The organism is Flavobacterium cucumis (assembly GCF_900148835.1).
Lineage (GTDB): Bacteria > Bacteroidota > Bacteroidia > Flavobacteriales > Flavobacteriaceae > Flavobacterium > Flavobacterium cucumis.
This window is the reverse complement of the sequence record NZ_FRYK01000003.1, coordinates 317,270-340,712: the sequence shown is the minus strand read 5'-3', so window position 1 is coordinate 340,712 and position 23,443 is coordinate 317,270. Positions and strand designations below refer to the sequence as shown.

Genomic DNA, 23,443 nt, shown 5'->3' with positions numbered 1-23,443 from the left:
TTGCATGATTAAAAATACAAAAATTGTGTTTTTCTTACAACTATTTAGCTATATTTGTTAATAGGATTGTGAGGTTTTTTCACAGTCTGACGTTAGCAAACATTTAAAATATATCGTGTGAAAAAGACCTTTTTAATATTATTTGGAATTTTAACAAACATTATCTTTTCACAAGAAATAGAATCTGTATATAAATTTAAAATAGAAAAACAGAAAGGAATCTTCACACATTACGAATTAGATAGTTTAGCTCTCTATAAAAATGGAAATTTCCATCAAACTTATTTATACAATTATCATCAAATAAAGTATAAACAAATGAAAGGTGATTGGAAAATTGAAAATGGGAAACTTATATTGGATGTTAAAGAAGAAACTGATTATGGAAATGATATTATCTGGAAAAAGAGTTTTGCAGAATACAGATATAAAATTAAAGGAAAAAAATTATTACCACTAGCCACAACAATAACCCAAAAAAATGGAGAAAAAACTATTCATTATTATTTTCTTCCACCACAAAAATTAAAATTATCAACCAATTAAAAACGTTTGCTAACAGCGGTTCCTATTTAAAGCACCATAAAGTTATTCACAACTCTTAGTAAGAATTATATTTCGTCTATTTCTCGAGTTAATAATTCCCCTGCTCCCGCACAATTCCCATCATGTGGTAAGTAGCACATAGCAACATTTCCACTATTACTAAACGTTTCACCAATCAATCCCTCGGCAGACAATGGAAAAGGATACAAGAAAAATTATCAAAATCATATACAACTAGAATTGATGAAGTGATTACAATTAAGATTTAAAAGAATCGTTATATTTGAAAATAAATACATATTAAACTTTCGCCAATCTTGCCCAAAAGGCATAAAAGTAGTCTGAAAGTTTCGCCAATAAACAAGTTAGCAGCCATATTTTAAAAATGTGGTAATTCAAAAAAAGAGTATGAAAAAATTAATTTTCCTTATTTTAATATTGATAAATTTAAGTTGTAATGCACAAAAACAACAAACATTAGATTTTATTAAAAATGAAAGTGTTGGTGGACAACTTGATTTCTCAAAAATTGTAGAAAGAGATTACTCAAAAGCACCATTCATTCGTTTTGGTGATATTCTATATAATAAAAAAGATTTTGGAATACTAATGTGGGGAGCGAAAGTTAAATCACTTGGAATTGATTCTCTTGAAGAAGTAGAAAAGTTATGGGAAGAAATAAATAATCGAGCTTTAACTGAACCTGAAAAAAGAGCTTTGAAAATCGGTTTTGAAGCAAAAATTGAAAATTAATACGGCTGTTAACAGCGGTTCCTATTTAAAGCACCATAAAGTTATTCACAACTCTGAGTAAGAATTATATTTCGTCTATTTCTCGAGTTAATAATTCCCCCTACTCCCGCCCAATTCCCATCACGTGGTAAGTAGCACAAAGTAACATTCCCACCACCACTAAACGTTTCACCAATCAATCTCACAGCAGACAATGAAAAAGGATACAAGAAAATTATCAAAATCCTATACAACAAGAATAGATGAGATAATAACTATTAAGATTTAAAAGAATCGTTATATTTGAAATAAATACATATTAAACTTTCGCCAATCTTGCCAATTAGGTATGATACAGGTTTAAAAATTTCGCATATAAACAAGTTGTAACAAATTTTATAACCAACTAAATGACAAAGCTAACTTTTTTTATTTCATTTATCGTTTTGACTTCAACTTATTCATGTGGTCAAAATAAAATTAAAACTCCTATATCAGCTATGAATAAATTTGAAGAATTTATTTCAAAAGAAAAATTTTTACCTGATTCGAAAATATTTTATCCTGGAATTGGTGATGAAAAATTGAAACCAATATTAACCGAATTGATAAATGAATCGGCTAAAGATTTTCAAAATATTGCGATGAAAGGAATAGCGTCTGATAATTATTATCAGAATGCAATTGAAAAAGGCTTAAACAGATTTTCAAAAATATATTTAGAATTGGACACAGAAAATCGCGAAAGAATATGCACATATTTTGAAGAGCTTATGGATATTGTCGGATTAGAAAGCTCGGGTGGTTTACTTAATGAATTTATGTATGGGTTTGACTTTTCCGAATAAAAAAACTTGTTACAATAGCTAGAGTTTCGTTGGGCTTGCAAAGCCAACAATGAAACTCCTGTTGAACGGAACCGATTACTGTCTATCCACTATGGGGATTTCGATATGATTTGATAAAGATTTAGAAGAGGATGTAGTTTCCTCTTTTTTTATGAAGTGTATTCATTGGTTTTTTAGTGTGTTTTCCTTCACTTTTAGGCATTAATACCCTTACCCATAAAATTAGTTTTTATAGGAACTTGAATTTTGGCTATCGCCAAGATTATCATATGTAATCTTATCTTCTAAACTACTCATTTGAAGCTGATGGCTAGAAATTCCTTGGATGTGTTGCATGATTAAATATACAAAATTTGTGTTTTTCTTACAACTATTTAGCTATATTTGTTAATAGGATTGTGAGGTTTTTTCACAGTCTGACGTTATGTGCAATTATAGTAGACAATCATGACAGAATGGAAACCAATATCATTAAGTGAACTTTACAACCAAATCCAAAAGACGGAAGCGGATTTAAACGGTGAACTTTGGAACTTTTGGCAATTGATTAAAACCGAACCGACAAAGTGGACAGAGAAAGATTATGGAGACGAAGGAGGTGGATTTTGGGTAGTGGCAATTTGCGGGACAAAGGTTATTTGGTATAATGACATAGAAGATGGTTTCAATATTTCGGACTACAAAATATATGGACAAATTGAAGGGTATTATTGTAACCAGGACGAACTTAGTTGGGCGGTGACTCGACTATTTGATTTGGTAAAATTTGGTGGTGATGTAATTGGACAAGCTGGACCACCACAAAACTTGACATGAAAATAACTGCACATAATCGAGTAGACGGCTCCGCCAGAAACTGACGGAGTGCGCCTCTCAACTTAGCGAAGCGATATCTTGAAATACCTATAAAAAATAAACACTTATTTCAAACACCACCGAGTCCCGATAGCTATCGGGAGGTCACGTACTCGGCGGTTTACTGAAAATACGGGACAGGCTCCAAGAGATGGGTTAAGTTGTAAATGTAATTCGGTTAAAGAAACATACCCTCTTTTCTTCAAGCGTTGTAAAGTAATGGTGGTTCACACGACAACGAAGGACTTGGATGGATGCATATGCTATTGTTCGTTGGACTAATGCTAACATTTGGAATTTTATTAGCGACAATTTTTAAGAATAAAGAAGAAACATTGACTAATAAAACAAAAAATGTAATTTACTGCATTACTTCCATGTTGAATTATGATTTAATGCTTTTGTTTGCATAGATTGTTAAAATGAAATATTACATGATAGAATTTTTTGCTAGTTTATTGACCGCTTTAGTTGCACTAGAGCATTTGTACATTTTGTGGATTGAAATGTTTGCATGGGAAACCAAAGGTAAGAGGACTTTTAAAACTATTCCAGATGACTTATTTGCTCGAACAAAAGGAATGGCAGCCAATCAGGGGCTTTATAATGGATTTTTATCCGCAGGATTAATTTGGTCATTCTTGATTTCAGATGTAATTTGGGCGACAAATGTTCGATTATTCTTTCTCACATGTGTTGTGATTGCAGGGATATTCGGAGCAGTAACGACAACAAAGAAAATATTTTTCATCCAAGCATTACCCGCGATTTTAGCCTTATTGTTTGTTTTAATTGGGTTTATTTCAACATGATTGACTTAAGATACTCTAAAGAAAAAATCATTAATGCTCTTTTTAAGGTAGTAACATTTGATGCGTTAAGTAGCAACGCTGAATGTCTCCCTACTTTTGAGGAATTGGACACAATAGCATAAAATACAGTCATATAGCAATAATATTAAAAAATGAATATCAATCTAATTATTATCTTAAGTTTCATGTTATCATTTCTCATTTTTGGGAATTATGGAATCCACTTATATTTTAAAAACAAACGAAAACTTCTGTTTAAAAAAATTGGCCATCAAAAATTTTTAGAAATTAAAAACATAGAAACTGAAATTTATGCAGCTGGTAAATTATCTTCATCCTTTCAGCTGTTTACATGTGATGTAATCCTTTTTGATGAAAAACTCTTAATCATATTGAGAAAAAAAATTTTCAATATGCAGCAATCAATAATTCAAATAGCCAAAAATGAATATACGGAAAAACTAGATGGCGTTTCAAAAGTGTATTTATTAGAAAAGTACGAAACTTCGGAGCGTAAAATAAAAATTAAAGCAACTCAACATTTAATAGTAAAAGCCCACTTTGAAATAAATCTAAATTTTAAAGACAATTTTAACGAACTAAAAACAGTTTCAGAATTCATTAATGAGAAACTTAAATAAAATACTATTGTTCTTGCATTTTAAAGCATCTGTAAAGTCCCTCTATTAGCTGTAAAATTTTATCTTAAAATTATTCCATGAGTGTTGACGGGAAATTCCTTGAATGTGTAGCACTTACATTCAAAATTTGAAATGCACCATAAACTATTTTATTTTATATGTTAAGGTGATTTTGAGTTTTTTCGCAGTCTTCCATTGGCAACCATAATAAATCAATGGACCTCTCTAAAAAATTACCAACCAAAAATATTGACAAAATATGACAGATGAAAACACATTGCCCCTTTTAAACTCCATCCAAACCGACCTAAAAGCGGTGAAAGAATTGGTTTATGACAAATGTGGTTTTGACCTAACAAATCTGAAACAAAACCTTGAAAGTAAAGCATATGGCGCTTGTACGTTTGAACTTAATGGAAAGCTCATACAACAACGAATATCCAAAATAACACCAACAAAAACAGGACAATTTGTAACAATTTGGAAGCGAAATGATAAGGGAATTACAGAGCCGTTTAACATTTCAGACAATTTTGATTTTGTAATTATCACAGCAAGAAATGATGAAAACTTCGGTCAATTTATTTTTCCAAAAGCTGTTTTGGCTGAAAAAGGAATACTAACAAAAAACGGTAAAGAGGGAAAACGTGGAATTCGGGTTTATCCTCCTTGGGATATCCCAACAAATAAACAAGCGGAAAAAACACAAAATTGGCAAACAAACTATTTTTTAACCATCAAGAATAACGACGAAACCGACTTTGATTTGGCTAAAAAATTGTTAAGCTAGAAAATCTCAAGTGCTCCAATGATTCCTTTTTTACTTCATTTTAAACGATAAGAAATGTGTTATTGAAGTCCGTGTAGAGAAAAACAGCCCATAGCCGTTACCGCAACGTCTGATAGTCCTGAAAAAGCCTTTTTTGAAGCGTTAGAAAAAATGCAACGTGTTTTAGATATGACTTTAGATAAAATTAAAGAACATTAAAAATTAGGAATCCCGAGCCCACTCGGGATTTACTATTTTAAAACCTGACAGGTTTCGGAAACCTGTCAGGTTTGTATAAAATCTATTTCAAACTCGCTAAACTTTGTTCTAAAGTCGCAATTTTTGCTAAAGCGTCGGCTTCTTTTTTGCGTTCGTTGGCAATTACTTGTTCGGGTGCGCCGGCTACGAATTTCTCGTTAGACAATTTCCCTTGTACCGAGCGTAAGAACCCTTTGATGTAGTTTAACTCTTCGGTTAATTTTGCAATTTCAGCTTCTACATCGATGTTTCCTGTAATTGGAATAAAATATTCATTCGATTTCACACGGTACGATAAAGCTCCATCTACTTTATCAGAAACGTATTCTAAAGTCGTAACATTTCCTAACTTCTGAATCACCGAATCAAAATACGTTGATGCTTTTTCGTTGTTCACCACTTTTAATTCCATCGCATCTTTAAACGGAATGTTTTTGTCTTTACGAATCGTTCTAATTCCAGAAATAACTTCGGTTGCAAAATCAAAATCGGTAATCAATTTTGCGTCAAATGCTTTTGCTTTTGGCCACTCGCCTACTATCAACGCTTGTTCTGGCGTTCTTTCTGCAATATGATGCCAAATTTCCTCCGTTAAAAACGGCATGAACGGATGCAACAATTTCAAGTTCGCTTCTAACATTTCAATTGCTTTTTCAAATGTAGCGCGGTCGATGGGTTGCTGGTAACCTGGTTTGATCATTTCTAAGAACCACGAACAAAAATCGTCCCAAACCAATTTGTAAATTGCCATTAATGCGTCTGATAATCTGTATTTATCAAAATTATCTTCGATTTCGGCTAAGGTTTGTTGCAACTTCGATTCGTACCATTCAATCGCTACTTTAGACGATTCTGGTTGTGCAATTTCCGCTACTTCCCAACCTTTGATTAGTTTGAAAGCATTCCAAATTTTGTTAGAGAAACCTTTTCCTTGGTTGCATAATTCTTCGTCGAATAAAATATCATTTCCTGCCGAAGCACTCAATAACAATCCCACACGAACGCCATCAGCACCAAACTTTTCAATTAGTCCAAGTGGTTCAGGTGAATTCCCTAAAGATTTCGACATTTTACGACCTTGTTTGTCACGAACTAATCCCGTTAAATATACGTTTGAAAATGGTTTTTCGCCTGCATATTCGTAACCTGCAATAATCATACGCGCTACCCAGAAGAATAAAATATCGGGTCCCGTAACTAAATCATTGGTAGGATAATAATATTTAAAATCTTCACTTTCTGGATTTAAAACACCTCCAAAAACAGCCATTGGCCATAACCATGAAGAAAACCAAGTGTCTAAGGCGTCAGCGTCCTGACGTAAGTCAGCACTAGTTAGTGTTGCGTTGCCCGTTTTTGCTTTCGCAAGCTCAAGGGCTTTTTCGATGTTTTCAGCTACTACGAAATCTTCTTTTCCATCGCCAAAATAGTACGCCGGAATTTGTTGTCCCCACCACAACTGGCGTGAGATATTCCAATCGCGAATGTTGTTCAACCAATGCGCATAGGTATTGTTAAAACGGCTTGGATATAATTTGATTTCGTCTGATTCTAAAACGGCTTTGATAGCAGGTTTTACTAAATCTTCCATTTTTAAGAACCATTGGTCGGATAATCTTGGTTCGATTACCGCTTTCGTTCTTTCAGAAGTTCCTACTTTATTCAAATGTGTTTCGGTTTTGGCTAAGGCTCCAATCGATTCTAATTCTTTCGCAATTTCTTCACGAACTACAAATCTATCTTTTCCTTGATAATGCAATCCGAAAGAATTCAACGTCGCATCTTCGTTGAAAATATCGATGATTTCTAAATTGTGTTTATCCCCTAAAGTTTTATCGTTGGTATCGTGAGCAGGCGTAACTTTTAAACATCCTGTACCGAATTCTACATCTACATATTCGTCTTCGATGATAGGAATTACTCTACCACAAATTGGAACGATTGCTTTCTTTCCTTTTAAATGCGAAAAACGCTCGTCATTTGGATTGATACAGATTGCAGTATCTCCAAAAATCGTTTCAGGACGCGTAGTTGCCACGGTTAAGAAATCTTCCGAACCTTCGATTTTGTATTGGATGAAATATAATTTTCCTTGACGTTCTTCAAAGATTACTTCTTCGTCAGACAAAGTCGTTTTGGCTTCTGGATCCCAGTTTACCATTCGGTAACCGCGGTAAATCAATCCTTTGTTGTACAAATCTATAAACGAATGTATTACCGATGCTGACATATCGTCATCCATCGTAAACTTGGTACGACTCCAATCGCAAGAACACCCTAATTGTTTTAATTGCTCTAAGATGGTACCGCCGTATTTTTCGGTCCATTCCCAAGCGTGTTTTAGGAATTCTTCGCGCGTTAAATCGTTTTTATTGATGCCTTCTTCTTTTAACTTCGCTACTACTTTCGCTTCGGTTGCAATAGAGGCGTGGTCTGTTCCTGGCACCCAACAAGCGTTGAACCCTTTTAAACGCGCACGACGAATTAATACATCTTGAATGGTGTTATTCAACATGTGCCCCATATGCAAGACTCCCGTTACGTTTGGTGGCGGAATTACAATGGTGTACGGCGTTCTGTGGTCGGGTTTAGAGGTGAAATAATCGTTTTTCATCCAGTAGTCGTACCACTTTTGTTCTACTTCTTTAGCGTTGAATTGTGCAGGAATCATTATATCGTTTATTGTTTAATGTTAATGGTTTGTTGTTTAATTTTCTATGAAACAACAGTTGTAAAAAATCCTAAAGTTAGGTTTCTAGCTCCTATGGGAGCGGCACCTTGTAGAGCGGACAGCCGGAAAAATGGATTGCAAATACGTCCCGAACCATTCGCTTCTAAAATACCAGAACCTAACTTTGGTATGCTTTTTGTTTTATTACTTGCAAAAGTAACTATATCACGAAAATAAAAAAAATGTTAGGAGTAGTTTGTTGGTTACTTATATTTAATTAACTTTACAATAACCTATTAATTATAAAATGATGAAAAAATTACTTGTTTACTTAACTGTATTTGTTGGAATGGCCTCATTCGCTCAAACTGGTCCTAAAATTGAATTTAAAGAAGAAACCATTAACTATGGTGAAGTTGAAAAAGGTAAAGATGACGGAATTCGTATTTTTGAATTTACCAATACGGGGGATGCTCCTTTACTTATAAAAAATGCTAAATCAACATGCGGTTGTACGGTTCCAGAGTGGTCAAAAGAACCGATTGCTCCAGGAGGAAAAGGAAAAATAAAAGTACAATATAACATGAATCCGGGTCCGATAAGCAAGACCATTACTATTGAAAGTAATGCTGTTAACAAACCTAACGGAATGATTCCCTTACGAATTAAAGGAACTGTAATTGTGAAGGAAGAAGTGAGTCCGTTAATCAAAAAGAAAACATTTCCAAATTCTTAAAATAGAAAATTCCTATAATGGCCCCAAAGAGTTTCTTACTTTTTGGGGCCTTTTTTTATAATATTTTTTCAAGGGTGAATTCGAAATTTAAAATCTTTCCGTTTCGCACAACTGCTATCTTTATTTTCTTACCCGCTTCGGATTGAAAGAGTGTTGTAATTTTTTGTAGATTGAGATTGTAAGCTAGTTTATTATTAATACTTATTATTTTGTCTCCAACTTTCAATCCTGCCTTTGCGGCTGGTGAAGCTTCTCGTATGGCACAAACTTCGAAGGTTGGTTTTAATTCGAATCTAAAATTTGGTATAATTTGGCTTCTATCAGCCACGTAGCTTGTTTCACTATCTACACTGACAAATTTTGTAATCGAAAATTCTTTTTGAACCAACTCCAATCCAGAGTGTTGTACTTCCATTCCAGACATATTGTATTCGAAAGGAGCATCCAATAATTTATTTTTTTTAAAATAAAAGACTTTATTTTCATAATCGAGAAACCAATTAAATCGTTTGATGATATCTCCTCCTAAAGAACCATTTCGACCTTTCACTAGTGAAATCTGTTTAAAAAACAAACTATCTGGATAGGATACCAATGCCTCATTAACTTCAATATCCGAAAAACTAATTTTATTAACTCGGGAACGTTTTCCTTTAATATCCCCAGAAAGTCCCCTACCTAAATAATCTTGAATATAATAGCGATCACTTGAAATCGTTTTACTTTCAAACAACCACAAACCATCACTTAATCCCGTATCAAACAATAATTTTAATTGATATTCTTGCTTGTCTAAAGCTGTTTTAAGTTGGAGATAGGGTTTAAAGTTTTCAACCTCTACACTGCTTTTCTTAAACTTTTTTGCTCTTTTACGAATCGCTTTTTCTTTGTTTGCATGAAGGAAAATCAATTCTCTTTCATAATTAATTTCCACTAAATAATCTTTAAAAAAACTATAGCCTAAAATTCCGTTGATGGGTATCCCCAGTTTATTAACTAAGTTAATTTCTAAATTGGGAATAATAAGAATCTCAAAATTGCTATCTAGATATTCTTTAATCGTGAATTGATTTCCAGATGATAAAAAAGCCTCTATAGATTGACTTGTTCCAATTCCTTTAATGAATAGTCGTTTATCTTTGTCAACACGAATTGTATCTTCGACAGGATAACTAAACAATAAATTGGAGTCAGCCCCAGTATCAACAATCATTTTTAAAGGAATATTATTGAATACCGCATCAACAATAATTAAATTGTTACTTAATTCAAAAGGAATTTTTATCTTATCATTTTTAGAATTGAAAAACGTTTTACTTTGTCCAAAAGTGAATGCTATATTAAAAATCATTATTCTTAGCAAGAATACTTTAATCATAAGTTTTTTGTTCTAAGATACTAAAAACCCGAATACAAAATATGGGTTTAACATTTTTTAAAGCGTTGTTTCAATAATATCACAAAAAAAAATCGCAATTTTGCAATTATCAAAATAATCACATCATGCCAAAAGTTTCAAATAAAGGGCAACAAATGCCTGAATCTCCAATTAGAAAATTGGTTCCATACGCTGAAATAGCTAAGAAAAAAGGTCATAAAGTATATCATTTGAACATTGGACAACCCGATATTAAAACACCCGATGTTGCTTTACAAGCGGTTAAAAATGCTGCAATTTCAGTTTTAGAATACAGCCATTCTGCTGGTTTTGAAAGCTACAGAACCAAACTTTCTCAGTATTATAAGAATCAGGGATTGCAAATTGATACCCAAGACATCATTATAACTACTGGTGGTTCAGAAGCGCTTCTTTTTGCTATGGGAAGTACTATGGATGCTGGGGATGAAATCATTATTCCCGAACCTTTTTATGCCAATTACAACGGATTCTCAACTGCCTCTGGGGTAAATGTTATTCCTGTAATTTCAGGTATTGAAACAGGATTTGCCTTACCTCCTATCGAAGCTTTTGAGAAGTTGATCACGCCAAAAACCAAAGCCATTTTAATTTGTAATCCTGGTAACCCTACTGGTTATTTGTATTCACAAGAAGAGATTTTAAAACTTGCCGAGATTGTTAAGAAGCATGATTTGTTCTTAATTGCTGACGAAGTGTATCGTGAATTCACCTATGATGGTGATAAACATTTCTCTGTAATGAATGTTCCTGGTTTAGAAGAGCACGCTATTATGATTGACTCTGTTTCTAAACGTTACAGTATGTGTGGTGCTCGAATTGGTTGTATCGTTTCTAAGAACAAAGAAGTTATGACTACGGCTATGAAATTTGCACAAGCCCGCTTGAGTCCGCCAACCTACGCCCAAATTGCCAGTGAAGCTGCCTTAGAAACACCACAAAGTTATTTTGACGATGTAATTACCGAATACAAAGACCGCAGAGACACCTTGATTACTGAGTTAAATAAAATTGAAGGGGTTGTTGTTGCTAAACCTAAAGGTGCTTTTTACTGTATCGCAAAATTACCGATTGATAACGCCGATAAATTTGCACAATGGTTATTAGAATCTTATGATTTGAATGGCGAAACAGTTATGGTTGCTCCTGCTGCTGGTTTCTATTCCACTCCAAATGTCGGTTTGGACGAAGTTAGAATTGCCTATGTATTGAAAAAAGAAGACTTAATAAAATCGGTGCAAATTTTAAAAGAAGCAATAGCTGCCTACAATAAATTATAATACAGAAGAGCTAAAAAAAGAAGCCGTCCCAATTTGATATTGAGACGGCTTTTTTATTGTCCTAAAAACGCATTTATCGTTTTAACGAAAAGTGAGCTTTGAATTGTTTTTTCGTACCATTTTCATCATAATCTAGAGTAAACCAATAATCTGTAGAAGGAAGATCTTCTTGATTATAGGTTCCATCCCATCCTTCACTAGCATCGGTTGCACTTAGTTCTTTAACAAGCTTCCCATAGCGATCAAAAATATACAGTTTAGCATTTGTTTGATTTAAACCTGTAATATTCCATGTATCGTTATAACCATCACCATTTGGAGTGAAGAATTTTGGATAATCGATTACAAATATACTTTCTTCAATGTAAGTACATCCCTCGGCATCAAACACTTTAACTACATGAGGCCCTGCAGCAACACTAGTAAAGACATTTGAACTCTGAATAGCCCCTTCATCTAATTGATATAATAAAGTTCCTGTACCATCAGCTACGGTAACTGTTATTGTTGCGTTATCACTAAAATATTCACTTTGAACAACTGTCATCGCTGTAGCTGGGATTGTTGCTGTTACAACTGCTGTTGCCGAAGCTAAAGTAGGATCAGACGAACATCCAGTCAATACATTCGTTGCAATTACACTATAAGTACCTGCTTCATCAACTACTAAAGTTGCACTTGTTGCACCAGCGATAATCGTTCCATTGGTATCAAACCATTCAAAATCATAATCCGTATCGCTTAGACCCGTATTCAAAGTATAGGTTTGAAATACCTCTCCACTTGCAGTAACACAAATATTACCCGCCGCTATTACCGGAACTGGTAAAGGCGTTACATCAACTCTATAATCTGTATAACCTCCTTCACAATCTCCTAAACGAGTACGTACTCTATAAATTACATATCCTCCCTGATCAGAAGTAAGCGTATCATTGATGGCTTGTGGTGCAATTCCTGTACCTGCTTGAGCACCTGTTACATTTACAGCTGATAGTACTTGCCATACTAGTTCGGTACCTGCAATTACTGGAGAAACATCGATCATTAAGTCTGTTCCTTCACCACTACAAATGGTTTTATCTGCTAATGGAATTGGAGTTCCTGGAATTGGATTTACAGTGATTACTTCACTTTGTAGGATATTTCCAGTACAGCCATTACGAACCGCAGCAACTTCGAAAACAATTGTTCCTGATGCAAGAGGATCAGAAGTTACAACTTGAAAATCCAAAGCAAGTGTCGTTGATGAAGCTGTAACAGTTCCTGTTGTTACCCCACCTACTATAGTTGCCCCATTAGTTATAGCCGACCAAGTATAGGTAATTCCACTTACATTACCAACAATATCGACATGAACGTTGTTGGTGCCATTCGTTGCAGAACAAACCGAATTATCTGCAACAGTAACACTTTCAATCACCGGTATTGGATTAACCGTAATAACAATTGGATCAGAAGCAATACCATCACATCCATTAGCTCTTGGAACAATAATCATCGATATCGTTCCTACATTCTCCGAATTTGTTAAAGTAGCTATTTGATTGATATTGGTTTCATCTCCACTTGTTGTAGTTAAATAACTGCCTGAGATATTTGAAACAGAAGCACTCCAGTTGTAAGTTGTATTTGGTAAATTACTGTTTAAAACAAAATCTAATGTCGCTCCATCACAAACGGAATTGGTTACCGTGTAAGATAATGTTGGTCTTGGAGTAACATCAACTTGAACTAAAATAGGAGCTCCTGTACAACCATTTGAAATTGGTGTAACCGAATATTCAACTGTTCCATTACCCCCTGTTACGGTACTTAAGACATTAGAAATAACAGCTCCAGAACCATTAGTTGCCCCTGTCACATTCGTTTGACTAGTTACAACCCAGCTGAAAGTTGTACCACTTACTGAACTGCTCAAATTGATACTTGTAGCTGTACCTGAACATACTGTCTGCGTATTTGGTGTTGCAATTACATCCGGAATTGGATTTACAATCACAGTAGCACTTGTTCCAATATTTTGAACACATGTTAAAGTTCCTGTAGTAAATGAAACACTCTCTATTGTATAAACCGAATTTGAAGTTAAAACTGGTGTTATTAAATTTTGAGTTCCTGATGGTCCAAGGAAAATCGTTTGAACTGGTGAACCATCAAAAGTATAGCTTACTGTTGCATTTGGCGTACCTGTAAAAGTAACAATTCCTGTAGTTCCTTCACATGTAGCATTAGCACTAACAGCAGCTGTTGGTAAAGACAATACCGTAATGCTTTGAGAAGGTTGCGCACTTAAGTCTGTATAACAACCCAAATCAACTCCAACTAAATTATAAACAACAGAATTAGTAAGGACACTAGAATCAAATTGCAATTGTCCCGTATTATCTAAAGTTACTGTTGGTTGTGTAACACCGTCAATAGCGTAAGTTACAACAGCATTAGGAGTACCTGTTATTGTAATTAATGAGGTAGCACCACTACAAATTGGACTTTCAACGGTAAAAGATGCCGTAGGTGCTGAAGTTATTGTAACAGTTGTGCTAACTGGTGCTGGTGTACAACCGCCACTCGCTGGAATAGCATAGGATACCGTATACGTTCCTGGAGTACTTCCACTTGGTGTGATTGCTCCTGTAGTAGTATCTAAAATTAAGCCTGTTGCTGGCAGAGCACTATAGGTACCTCCTGTATAAGCACCAGTTCCTGTTAATCCTACAGCTTGACTTGTCGTTATTGTTTCACAATATGGTGATCCAGCATAATTTATAATAGCCGTTGGCAACGGTGTAATGGTAACTGTTGTCGTTACAGGTGCTGGTGTACAACCACCATTTGCTGGAATAGCATAAGATACGGTATACGTACCTGGAGTACTTCCACTTGGTGTAATAGCTCCAGTAGTAGCATCCAAAATTAAACCTGTTGCAGGTGCAGCACTAAAAACTCCTCCCGTGTAATTGTTGGTTCCTGTTAAAGTTACCGCTTGAGCAGTAGCATTATCATTACAATAAGGTGTAGCAGCATAACTAATTGAAGCTGTTGGAGCAGCTGTTATCGTAACAGTAGTCGATACTGGCGCTGGCGTACAACCGCCACTCGCTGGAATAGCATAAGATACGGTATACGTTCCTGGAGTACTTCCACTTGGTGTGATTGCTCCTGTAGTAGTATCTAAAATTAAGCCTGTTGCTGGCAGAGCACTATATGTACCTCCTGTATATGCACCTGTTCCTGTTAAGGTAACCGTTTGAGCGCTTGCATTATCATCACAATAAGGTGAAGCTGCATAGCTAATTGATGCTGTTGGTAGCGGTGTAATAGTAACTGTTGTAGTTACAGGAGCTGGTGTACAACCACCATTTGCTGGAATAGCATAAGATACGGTATAGGTGCCCGGAGTACTTCCACTTGGTGTAATAGCTCCTGTAGAAGCATCTAAAATTAAGCCTGTAGCAGGTACAGCACTAAAAACTCCTCCTGTGTAATTGTTGGTTCCTGTTAAAGTTACCGCTTGAGCAGTAGCATTATCATTACAATAAGGCGTAGCTGCATAACTAATTGAAGCCGTTGGAGCAGCTGTTATCGTAACAGTAGTTGATACTGGTGCTGGCGTACATCCGCCACTCGCTGGAATAGCGTAAGATACGGTATACGTACCTGGAGTACTTCCACTTGGTGTAATAGCTCCTGTGGTTGTATCTAAAATTAAGCCTGTTGCTGGCAGCACACTGTAAGTCCCTCCTGTATAAGCACCAGTTCCTGTTAAAGTAACTGTTTGAGCGATTGCATTATCATCACAATAAGGTGAAGCTGCATAGCTAATTGATGCTGTTGGTAGCGGTGTAATGGTAACTGTTGTCGTTACAGGAGCTGGTGTACAACCACCATTTGCTGGAATAGCATAAGATACGGTATACGTCCCCGGAGTACTTCCACTTGGTGTAATAGCTCCTGTAGAAGCATCTAAAATTAAGCCTGTAGCAGGTACAGCACTAAAAACACCTCCTGTGTAATTGTTGGTTCCTGTTAAAGTTACCGCTTGAGCAGTAGCATTATCATTACAATAAGGCGTAGCTGCATAACTAATTGAAGCCGTTGGAGCAGCTGTTATCGTAACTGTTGTTGGAGTTCCTGTTACTACACAAGCTCCAACAAATGAAGGTAAATAATTAATTGTATATGTGCCTGGTAAACTTGTACTTGGCGTAATTACTCCTGTCGCAACATCAATAGTTAATCCTGCAGGAGTTGCCGTATAATTTGTAGCTGATGCTGCCCCTGTTAATGTTGGTGAATATGTAGCTAAATCACTAGTACATAAAGGAGTTGTATAAGAAACTGAAGCCGTTCCAGGCGAACTAATAGTTACCGTAGTAGTAAAATCAATCGATGCGCAACCACCGCATGCTGGGTAAGTTAACGTTACGGTATATGTTCCTGGAGTACTTGTACTTGGTGTAATTACACCTGTTACAGGATCAATTGAAAGACCTGCAGGAGTTGCAGCATAAAATGGTGTGGCAGATGGACATAAACCTGTTCCACCACCTGTGATGGTAACAGTTGGTGAATAAGTTGCGCCATCTATCGTACAAAAATCTGATGGTGAATAACTTAAACTCCCTGTAACCTGGGTTGAAACCGTTATAACTGCACTTCCTGAAGGTGCTGGTGATGCGTTACAAACGGGTGTTGTATTCGTTGCAACATCTACTAAACTGTATGTGGTAGTTGCTGTTGGAGTTACCGTAACTGTTGCAACACCACCAGTTAATATCGTAGTAAAATTAGTTGTACCATCAGTATACGTTACCGTAGCATCTGGAGTTCCTGTGAAGGTTAAATCCGTTGAAGTTCCTGAACAAATATCTGCAGTCCCTGAAATAGTTACAGTTGGTAAAGCTATTACTGAAATTGTAGTTGATACCCCTGTTAAAGTTGTTGTTGTAACACCATCAAAAACACTTACGATTGTATAAACCGAATCTGCTGATAAAGGAGGAGTTGTTAAAACATACTGACCCGTAGCATCTATTGTTACTGTCTGATCAGGTCCGCCATCCACAGTATAAGTGATAACATTTCCTGGATCAGAAGTAAAAGTCACTGTTGCTGTAGATCCTTCACAAACACTACTACTTGAAGAGATACTCGCTAAAGGATTACAGTTGTATATTAAGGTTAAAAATTGATCTGCATTATTACACAAAGGATTTCCAACATTTTCTACTCTAATAAAAATATCTGTATTAACTGTTGGAGCGAAGGCAGTTGGATTTGGAATATAATTTGCATTTCCATCCCAACAATCCAATTGATCTGTGTAAAAGTAAACAACAAAATCAGCTGGAGATTCAGGAGCTACTAATGCTGGAATTAAAGATGTTAAATCAAATGGGCCACACCCAATATCTATAGTGGATGGTGGTGCATTTAGAACGGGTTCTGATGAAAATCTAATTTCTACACTGTCTGTTGCCACATCAGAACAGCCTGGACGAACTACTTCAACCGACCATACACCACTTTGATTAACGGTTAATGAATTTGTAGTCGTAGTTGCTTGAAGTGCACCGTCTAAAAACCAGGAATACGATGGCGTACCTGGTATACTTGGTGCTTGATTAAATGTAGCGGTTAAAGTATGGCTTGTTATCGTTGTAGAACAATAAAATTGATCCGAACCTAAATCTACTCCACAAACAATTTCACAATTGGTAGAACCCGAAGTTGGTGCTGTTGAATTGGTTTGAACTAGTTTAATAAAACCAGGATCCCCATTAAAATTTGTGATTAATATCGCATAAATTTGATTTGCAACTGCATTATTGATGGTCAACGATTCCACTGGAGCAGCAGAATAACTACAATCAATAATATTTCCAAAAGGATAAAAGTTAGGATTCGATGTATTATTTGGACAGGTAGGACAGTCGTTCATGTCAATCATGGTACAAAAGTCATCATTAGGACTAAACGGCCCCCAAGCGACGAAATCGACATCAAGACCTGTTCCTATTGGATTTCCTGCTGCATCAAATGCCGTGTTTTGAATGATATCGAATTCTAAAATACCTGGATCTTCTACTTGAAGATAAAACCAAGTTGCGTTGGGTTGAGAACCCAAACAAGCAATTTGAGAACTGTTGGGTTGCCCTACAGTATTCGGAAAAATCAAAGCTTGATCTCCAGAACAAAAAGGATCAGCTGTAGCACAAGTATTCCCTTGAGAAAAAGCAAAATTGATTATAAAATAAGCTACAAAAAATACTATTTTTTTCATAATAATTCTCGATTAGATTAGATAAAAGAATAGAAATTCCAATCCGAAATTTCTTCTCCTTTTTTTCCATTAATAATTACTCTCCATTTAAAACATTTCGTCATTAGTGTTAAATGACTAAAATCTTTAAATCCTTTACTTTTGTAAGTCTTATTATCAATTAATATGGAGAGGTCTTCTTTATATCTAGTCGCATTATCACTATTATGACAATCCTTAATTGAAATCACTTCAATTTTTATTGTAGTATTTTTTAAATCAAGTTTTGAAAAGTCCCATTCTCCTCTTGCTAATATGTCGCCACTTGTAATTACTGTCGGACTTTTAACAAAATTTAACTTATAATCGTAGATAGTTCTTTTTTCAATATTCTGCCCAATAGCGGTGAATAAAGACATAACAGCAAAAATTAGTAAAATTTTTTTCATTATTGTTAAATAGTTTTATAATTTGTTGAATAAAGCAAATTTAACAAAATTTTAAACTTAAGTGTTATTTTTTTTATAATTAACACTTTTAGAATTAAAAAAAAAAATTTATACCTATATTTGCGGTCTTTAAAAAGCGCATTAAATCTAACAAATAAAATGATACAAAACGAGGATTTTCAGGACGAAATAGGAAATGATCACATAGCAACAAGTGCACAAACTCCGTTAAGGGAAGATGCTTTTTCTATTTCTGATGATGAAAAAATTGAATTGATAAAAAAAGACGTAGAACATATTTTAAACACATTAGGTTTAGATTTAACAGATGACAGTTTAAAAGGTACACCAAATCGAGTAGCAAAAATGTTTGTTAAAGAGATTTTTGGTGGTCTTAATCCAAGTAAAAAACCTAGCTCTTCCACATTTGACAATAAATACAAGTATGGTGAAATGTTAGTTGAAAAAAACATTGTAGTGTATTCAACTTGCGAACACCATTTATTACCCATCGTAGGTCGCGCTCATGTGGCTTATATTTCTAACGGTACAGTTGTAGGGCTATCTAAAATGAACCGAATTGTAGATTATTATGCCAAAAGACCACAAGTACAAGAACGCTTGACGATTCAAATTGTTCAAGAATTACAAAAAGTATTAGGTACTGCTGATGTTGCTTGTGTAATTGATGCTAAACACCTTTGTGTAAATTCAAGAGGTATTCGCGATATTGAAAGCAGTACGGTTACAGCAGAATTTGGTGGAAAGTTCAAAGAAGACAAAGTAAGAAGAGAGTTTTTGGATTATATTAAGTTGGATACGCAGTTTTAATTAGGGAGTTGGGTGATGGAAGTTGGGAGTTTGTGCTAAACTTTCTTTAACGGTTGCCTTAGGTTATGAGATTCCTCGCAAGCTCGGAATGACAAAATCAAAAAACCTGAAACAATAATTTACAACTGAAAACTGAGATTGTCAACTGAAAACTAAACAATAGCCCTGATAGTAATGAAAAGCCCGGAGCAATAAAAATGTAGTTTTTGTTGTTTTAAAAATGCGACCTAAGAAGCACTTTTTAAAATATAGAAAAACAGCTTTTTATGCGAGGACTTGTAATGAATAGCAGGAATAGCTTCAAAAAAACAGTATAATGGAATTATATAAAAATCAAACGTTAAAAATATACAACACGCTATCGGGTGAGAAAGAAACCTTTACTCCTATTCATGAAGGAACTATTGGCATGTATGTTTGTGGCCCTACAGTTTACAGTAATGTACACTTAGGAAACGTTCGTACGTTTATGAGTTTTGATGTGATTTTCCGTTATTTACAACATTTAGGTTATAAAGTTAGATATGTAAGAAACATTACCGATGCGGGACATTTAACCGATGACGGTGATGTAGATAACGACCGTTTTGTGAAACAATCGCGCTTGGAGAAATTAGAACCTATGGAAATCGTTCAGAAATATACGGTGGATTTCCACAAAGTTTTGGATGCGTTTAATTTTCTTCCGCCAACGATTGAACCAACGGCAACGGGACATATCTTAGAGCAAATTGAGTTAACTCAAAAATTAATTGATAAGGGATTTGCTTACGAAAGCAATGGTTCGGTGTATTTTGATGTGTTTGCTTACAACCAAAAAGGACTGCAATATGGTGAATTGAGTAACCGTAACATTGAAGAACTTTTCGCTAATACGCGCGATTTAGACGGACAAAGTGAAAAGAAAAACCCACAAGATTTTGCCCTTTGGAAAAACGCTTCTCCAGCACACATTATGCGTTGGAACTCGCCTTGGGGTGAAGGTTTTCCAGGTTGGCACTTGGAGTGTACGGCTATGAGCACGAAATACTTAGGCGAAACCTTTGATATTCACGGCGGTGGAATGGATTTGAAATTCCCACATCATGAATGTGAAGTGGCGCAGGGAAAAGCATGTAACGGACATTCGCCTGTGAATTTTTGGATGCATACCAATATGTTAACTATGAATGGTTTGCGAATGAGTAAATCGACAGGAAATTATATTCTTCCGATGGAATTGGTTACGGGTGAAAATACGTTTTTTGAGAAACCTTTCCAACCCAATATTGTACGTTTTTGTTTCTTACAAGCGCACTACAGAAGCGTTTTAGATATTTCAAATGATGCCATGTTAGCAAGCGAAAAAGGATATACTCGTTTGATGGAATCCTACAAATTAATTCCAGTGTTGAAAGCAGGTACTACCTCTACTTTGGATATTGCAGCTTGGAAACAAAGTTGTTATGACGCGATGAACGACGATTTTAATACCCCTATTTTAATTGCACAATTGTTTGAAGGGGCACGTTACATCAATTTGGTAAACGATGGGAAAGAATCGTTAACAGCGGACGATATTCAACTATTAGAAAATACGATTTCAAGTTTCTTGTTTGATGTATTGGGAATTAGTAACGAAAATTCAGGAAATTCTAACACCACTGAAAAATTAAGCGGTGTGGTTGAAATGTTAATTGGGATGCGAAATGAAGCTAGAGCGAACAAAAACTTTGCTTTATCGGATCAAATTCGCGACCAATTATTAGCTTTAGGCATCCAATTAAAAGACGGAAAAGAAGGGACTAGTTTTACCTTTTAACAATACAAAGAATCTCAATTGAGGTTCTTTTTTTTAACCCATAATCATGTGTAGCCAACACCAATCGAAATATCCTAAAACACTAAAACAATGGGTGATTTATCCATTTGTTCTATTAGTTCGATTTTATCAGGTTGGGATTTCTCCTTTTACACCGGCTACATGTCGTTTTGAACCTACTTGCTCTACTTACACCATTCAAGCGTTGCAAAAGCATGGTTTAATTAAAGGTGGGTGGCTGGCATTAAAACGTATTTTTAGTTGTCATCCTTGGGGAAAAAGCGGTTATGATCCGGTGCCTTGATTTCAGATTTAAGATCAACGATTTTTGATTTTAGAAGTTTTTTTAAGAACACGGATAACACAGATTAAACGGATTTACACTGATTTCATTTGTGAGTATTTGTAGAAAGCTTTGTGACACTTTATATTACAAAATTAGCTCACAAAGACGTAGAGTTGTAACGATTTTAAAAATTTTCAAAATTTCTTCAATCTGTGTTCCTAATTATTGGTTTCAGGTTTCAAGTTTCAGGTTTGAGTTGATTTTTTAAATTGTCTTTGTACTTTCAAAATTTCTTATCGGATTTTTAACACGTTTCCCAAATTTATTATTTATTTTTACGCTTTAATCAGAAACAAAAATTATGATATACGCACTCAATATGGTTTGGAATCCTGCAGAAGGAATTGATTTAGGATTTTTCATGTTACGTTTTTACAGCCTTTCTTGGGTATTGGCTTTTGGATTAGGTTGGTATGTAATGAAACCTATTTTTCTGAGAGAAAACGAAACCGTGGAATCTTTAGACAAATTGTTTGTATATACTTTAGTCGCTACCATGTTGGGAGCACGATTAGGACACGTAATTTTTTATCAATCGGAATTGTTTTATGAAGATCCTTTGAGCATTTTATTACCAATTAGCACAAAGCCTTCGCTTCATTTCACTGGATTCGCTGGATTAGCGAGTCATGGAGCAGCAATTGGAATTATCGTAACCATGTTTTACATTCAAAGAAGAGTGATCAAGCGCTCTTTTTTTTGGATTTTGGATCGAATTGTAATTCCGGTTTCTCTAGGTGCTATTTTCATTCGTTTAGGGAATTTCATGAACTCTGAAATTATTGGAAAACCAACATCTGCCGATAGTTTTATGGCCATGAAATTTATTAAAGGGGAAGATTATTTGGGTCCATTAGGAGAACCTGCTATAAAAGCACAAACGAATATACAAGATGCCCAACAAGCTTTTAATGCTGTGGCAACTGATCCTCAATTCAAAACCATTTTAGATGCTTTCCCTTATCGATATCCAGCGCAATTGTATGAGGCGATAGGGTATGTTTTTGTTTTTGCTATTTTGCTATTTTTATATTGGAAAACGGAAGCAAGAAACAAAGCGGGTTACTTGTTAGGAATTTTTTTAATTCTATTGTGGTCCATTCGTTTTGTAGTGGAGTTTTTCAAAGACAGTCAAGGTGGATTTGAAAAATATCCTATATTCAATGCGTTGTCAACAGGACAATGGTTGAGTATCCCATTTGTGATCATTGGTTGCTACTTGGTATTTCGAGCTAAAGCGGATAAAACAGTATAGTTCTGAAATTTTTATTTCGAACTACGGGGATGATATTGGTTTAAAACTTCGGATAAGAATTTTCTATCTAAATGCACATAAACCTCTGTTGTGGTAATGGATTCGTGTCCTAACATCAACTGAATGGATCTCAAATCTGCCCCATTTTCGAGTAAATGCGTCGCAAATGAGTGTCTAAATGTATGTGGGCTAATGGTTTTATTGAGGTTTATTTTCACTGCCAAGTTTTTTATGATGGTAAAAACCATGGCTCGTGTGAGTTGGCGTCCTCTCCTGTTCAAAAAAAGCGTATCTTCAAATCCTTTTTGGATGCTATTAGATACACGAACAAAGTTGACATAATCTGTTATTAATTTGATGGTTGCCGCTTCAATAGGAACAAATCTTTGTTTGTTTCCTTTACCCGTTATTTTAATAAAACCCTCTTCAAAAAACAAATCCGAAATCTTAAGTGCTACCAGTTCTGAAACCCTTAGACCGCAACTGTAAAGTGTTTCGAGCATTACTTTATTTCTTTCACCTTCGGGCGTTGATAGGTCAATAGCAGCGATTAACGCATCAATTTCTTGCGTTGATAATGTGTCGGGGAGTTTTCTTCCTACTCTAGGGATTTCGATTAATTCTAATGGCGTATCTGTTCTATAATCTTCGAAAATTAAATAGTTAAAAAAACTCTTCAATCCAGAAATCAAACGGGCTTGACTTCTAGGATTTACAGTAGTGGCTATCTCATATATAAATTGTTGGATTACCTCCCCAGTAATGGTTATGGGCGACATTTTGATATCGTACTGTTTAAGAAATAAAACTAGCTTTTCAATATCGAAAGTATAATTTTCAATGGTGTTCTTAGAAAGACTGCGTTCTAAACGCAGGTAATTTTGATATTCTTTTATGTAGGATTGCCAGGTAGTCATTTTATCGTTAAACA

At 35.2% G+C, this 23,443-nt stretch carries 19 protein-coding genes; 14 read left to right on the top strand and 5 right to left on the bottom strand.

Annotation, left to right across the window (positions count from 1 at the left end; genetic code table 11):
• Nucleotides 1–117: 117 nt before the first annotated feature.
• From BUE95_RS10425 to BUE95_RS10390, 8 genes are all read left to right on the top strand, one after another.
• Nucleotides 118–546 (top strand): hypothetical protein, encoded by a 429-nt coding sequence (locus BUE95_RS10425; RefSeq protein WP_073584172.1) that lies wholly within the window; start codon nt 118–120, stop codon nt 544–546.
• Nucleotides 547–692: 146 nt separating this feature from the next.
• A complete protein-coding gene (locus BUE95_RS13875; RefSeq protein WP_084530274.1) occupies nt 693–815 on the top strand; it encodes a DUF4113 domain-containing protein in 123 nt (40 codons plus the stop codon).
• Nucleotides 816–954: 139 nt separating this feature from the next.
• Nucleotides 955–1,299, top strand: coding sequence for a hypothetical protein (locus BUE95_RS10415; RefSeq protein WP_073584170.1), 345 nt, complete (start codon nt 955–957; stop codon nt 1,297–1,299).
• 389 nt (nt 1,300–1,688) lie between these two features.
• The gene (locus tag BUE95_RS10410; protein ID WP_073584168.1) at nt 1,689–2,126 is read left to right on the top strand and encodes a DUF4844 domain-containing protein; all 438 of its coding nucleotides are present in this window, start codon (nt 1,689–1,691) and stop codon (nt 2,124–2,126) included.
• A 447-nt stretch (nt 2,127–2,573) separates the two neighbouring features.
• Nucleotides 2,574–2,942, top strand: coding sequence for a hypothetical protein (locus BUE95_RS10405; protein WP_073584166.1), 369 nt, complete (start codon nt 2,574–2,576; stop codon nt 2,940–2,942).
• Nucleotides 2,943–3,415: 473 nt separating this feature from the next.
• Nucleotides 3,416–3,793, top strand: coding sequence for a DUF1304 domain-containing protein (locus BUE95_RS10400; RefSeq protein WP_200778615.1), 378 nt, complete (start codon nt 3,416–3,418; stop codon nt 3,791–3,793).
• Between the two features lie 152 nt (nt 3,794–3,945).
• On the top strand, nt 3,946–4,434 hold the full coding sequence (locus BUE95_RS10395) for a hypothetical protein (protein WP_143165271.1): 489 nt from the start codon (nt 3,946–3,948) through the stop codon (nt 4,432–4,434).
• A 259-nt stretch (nt 4,435–4,693) separates the two neighbouring features.
• Nucleotides 4,694–5,224: a MepB family protein gene (locus BUE95_RS10390; RefSeq protein ID WP_073584162.1), complete on the top strand. Its 531-nt coding sequence runs from the start codon at nt 4,694–4,696 to the stop codon at nt 5,222–5,224.
• A gap of 280 nt (nt 5,225–5,504) precedes the next feature.
• Here BUE95_RS10390 and BUE95_RS10385 read toward each other — a convergent pair whose 3' ends face one another.
• Entirely contained in the window at nt 5,505–8,135 is a 2,631-nt protein-coding gene (locus BUE95_RS10385; RefSeq protein WP_073584160.1) for a valine--tRNA ligase, read from the bottom strand.
• Nucleotides 8,136–8,442: 307 nt separating this feature from the next.
• Between BUE95_RS10385 and BUE95_RS10375 the strand changes: the two genes are divergently transcribed.
• Nucleotides 8,443–8,868 carry a DUF1573 domain-containing protein gene (locus BUE95_RS10375; protein WP_073584216.1) on the top strand — a complete coding sequence of 142 codons (426 nt, stop codon included), beginning with the start codon at nt 8,443–8,445 and terminating at the stop codon, nt 8,866–8,868.
• A gap of 55 nt (nt 8,869–8,923) precedes the next feature.
• Here BUE95_RS10375 and BUE95_RS10370 read toward each other — a convergent pair whose 3' ends face one another.
• Nucleotides 8,924–10,246 (bottom strand): PDZ domain-containing protein, encoded by a 1,323-nt coding sequence (locus BUE95_RS10370; protein WP_073584156.1) that lies wholly within the window; start codon nt 10,244–10,246, stop codon nt 8,924–8,926.
• Nucleotides 10,247–10,371: 125 nt separating this feature from the next.
• Here BUE95_RS10370 and BUE95_RS10365 point away from each other — a divergent pair, with 125 nt between their 5' ends.
• A complete protein-coding gene (locus BUE95_RS10365) occupies nt 10,372–11,565 on the top strand; it encodes a pyridoxal phosphate-dependent aminotransferase (protein WP_073584154.1) in 1,194 nt (397 codons plus the stop codon).
• 73 nt (nt 11,566–11,638) lie between these two features.
• Here BUE95_RS10365 and BUE95_RS10360 read toward each other — a convergent pair whose 3' ends face one another.
• Nucleotides 11,639–17,851 (bottom strand): T9SS type B sorting domain-containing protein, encoded by a 6,213-nt coding sequence (locus BUE95_RS10360; protein WP_073584152.1) that lies wholly within the window; start codon nt 17,849–17,851, stop codon nt 11,639–11,641.
• Between the two features lie 17 nt (nt 17,852–17,868).
• Nucleotides 17,869–18,279: a hypothetical protein gene (locus BUE95_RS10355; protein ID WP_073584150.1), complete on the bottom strand. Its 411-nt coding sequence runs from the start codon at nt 18,277–18,279 to the stop codon at nt 17,869–17,871.
• A 159-nt stretch (nt 18,280–18,438) separates the two neighbouring features.
• Between BUE95_RS10355 and folE the strand changes: the two genes are divergently transcribed.
• From folE to lgt, 4 genes are all read left to right on the top strand, one after another.
• Nucleotides 18,439–19,110 carry a GTP cyclohydrolase I FolE gene (gene folE, locus BUE95_RS10350; RefSeq protein ID WP_073584148.1) on the top strand — a complete coding sequence of 224 codons (672 nt, stop codon included), beginning with the start codon at nt 18,439–18,441 and terminating at the stop codon, nt 19,108–19,110.
• Nucleotides 19,111–19,426: 316 nt separating this feature from the next.
• Complete coding sequence (cysS, locus tag BUE95_RS10345) at nt 19,427–20,911, top strand: cysteine--tRNA ligase (protein WP_073584146.1); 1,485 nt, start codon at nt 19,427–19,429, stop codon at nt 20,909–20,911.
• A 46-nt stretch (nt 20,912–20,957) separates the two neighbouring features.
• Nucleotides 20,958–21,215 (top strand): membrane protein insertion efficiency factor YidD, encoded by a 258-nt coding sequence (yidD, locus tag BUE95_RS10340; RefSeq protein ID WP_073584144.1) that lies wholly within the window; start codon nt 20,958–20,960, stop codon nt 21,213–21,215.
• A 343-nt stretch (nt 21,216–21,558) separates the two neighbouring features.
• Entirely contained in the window at nt 21,559–22,512 is a 954-nt protein-coding gene (lgt, locus tag BUE95_RS10335; RefSeq protein WP_073584142.1) for a prolipoprotein diacylglyceryl transferase, read from the top strand.
• Between the two features lie 11 nt (nt 22,513–22,523).
• Here lgt and BUE95_RS10330 read toward each other — a convergent pair whose 3' ends face one another.
• The gene (locus tag BUE95_RS10330) at nt 22,524–23,429 is read right to left on the bottom strand and encodes a site-specific tyrosine recombinase (protein ID WP_073584140.1); all 906 of its coding nucleotides are present in this window, start codon (nt 23,427–23,429) and stop codon (nt 22,524–22,526) included.
• Between the last annotated feature and the right edge of the window lie 14 nt (nt 23,430–23,443).

What these genes read in the sequence shown, in the direction of transcription:
- BUE95_RS10395 (WP_143165271.1), top strand. Translation starts at nt 3,946, where the DNA reads ATGAATATCAATCTAATTATTATCTTAAGTTTCATGTTATCATTTCTC.
- BUE95_RS10370 (WP_073584156.1), bottom strand. Translation starts at nt 10,246, where the DNA reads ATGATTAAAGTATTCTTGCTAAGAATAATGATTTTTAATATAGCATTC.
- BUE95_RS10365 (WP_073584154.1), top strand. Translation starts at nt 10,372, where the DNA reads ATGCCAAAAGTTTCAAATAAAGGGCAACAAATGCCTGAATCTCCAATT.
- BUE95_RS10415 (WP_073584170.1), top strand. Translation starts at nt 955, where the DNA reads ATGAAAAAATTAATTTTCCTTATTTTAATATTGATAAATTTAAGTTGT.
- folE (WP_073584148.1), top strand. Translation starts at nt 18,439, where the DNA reads ATGATACAAAACGAGGATTTTCAGGACGAAATAGGAAATGATCACATA.
- BUE95_RS10375 (WP_073584216.1), top strand. Translation starts at nt 8,443, where the DNA reads ATGAAAAAATTACTTGTTTACTTAACTGTATTTGTTGGAATGGCCTCA.
- BUE95_RS10355 (WP_073584150.1), bottom strand. Translation starts at nt 18,279, where the DNA reads ATGAAAAAAATTTTACTAATTTTTGCTGTTATGTCTTTATTCACCGCT.
- BUE95_RS10405 (WP_073584166.1), top strand. Translation starts at nt 2,574, where the DNA reads ATGACAGAATGGAAACCAATATCATTAAGTGAACTTTACAACCAAATC.
- lgt (WP_073584142.1), top strand. Translation starts at nt 21,559, where the DNA reads ATGATATACGCACTCAATATGGTTTGGAATCCTGCAGAAGGAATTGAT.
- BUE95_RS10410 (WP_073584168.1), top strand. Translation starts at nt 1,689, where the DNA reads ATGACAAAGCTAACTTTTTTTATTTCATTTATCGTTTTGACTTCAACT.
- BUE95_RS10390 (WP_073584162.1), top strand. Translation starts at nt 4,694, where the DNA reads ATGACAGATGAAAACACATTGCCCCTTTTAAACTCCATCCAAACCGAC.
- BUE95_RS10400 (WP_200778615.1), top strand. Translation starts at nt 3,416, where the DNA reads ATGATAGAATTTTTTGCTAGTTTATTGACCGCTTTAGTTGCACTAGAG.
- yidD (WP_073584144.1), top strand. Translation starts at nt 20,958, where the DNA reads ATGTGTAGCCAACACCAATCGAAATATCCTAAAACACTAAAACAATGG.
- BUE95_RS10330 (WP_073584140.1), bottom strand. Translation starts at nt 23,429, where the DNA reads ATGACTACCTGGCAATCCTACATAAAAGAATATCAAAATTACCTGCGT.
- BUE95_RS10360 (WP_073584152.1), bottom strand. Translation starts at nt 17,851, where the DNA reads ATGAAAAAAATAGTATTTTTTGTAGCTTATTTTATAATCAATTTTGCT.
- cysS (WP_073584146.1), top strand. Translation starts at nt 19,427, where the DNA reads ATGGAATTATATAAAAATCAAACGTTAAAAATATACAACACGCTATCG.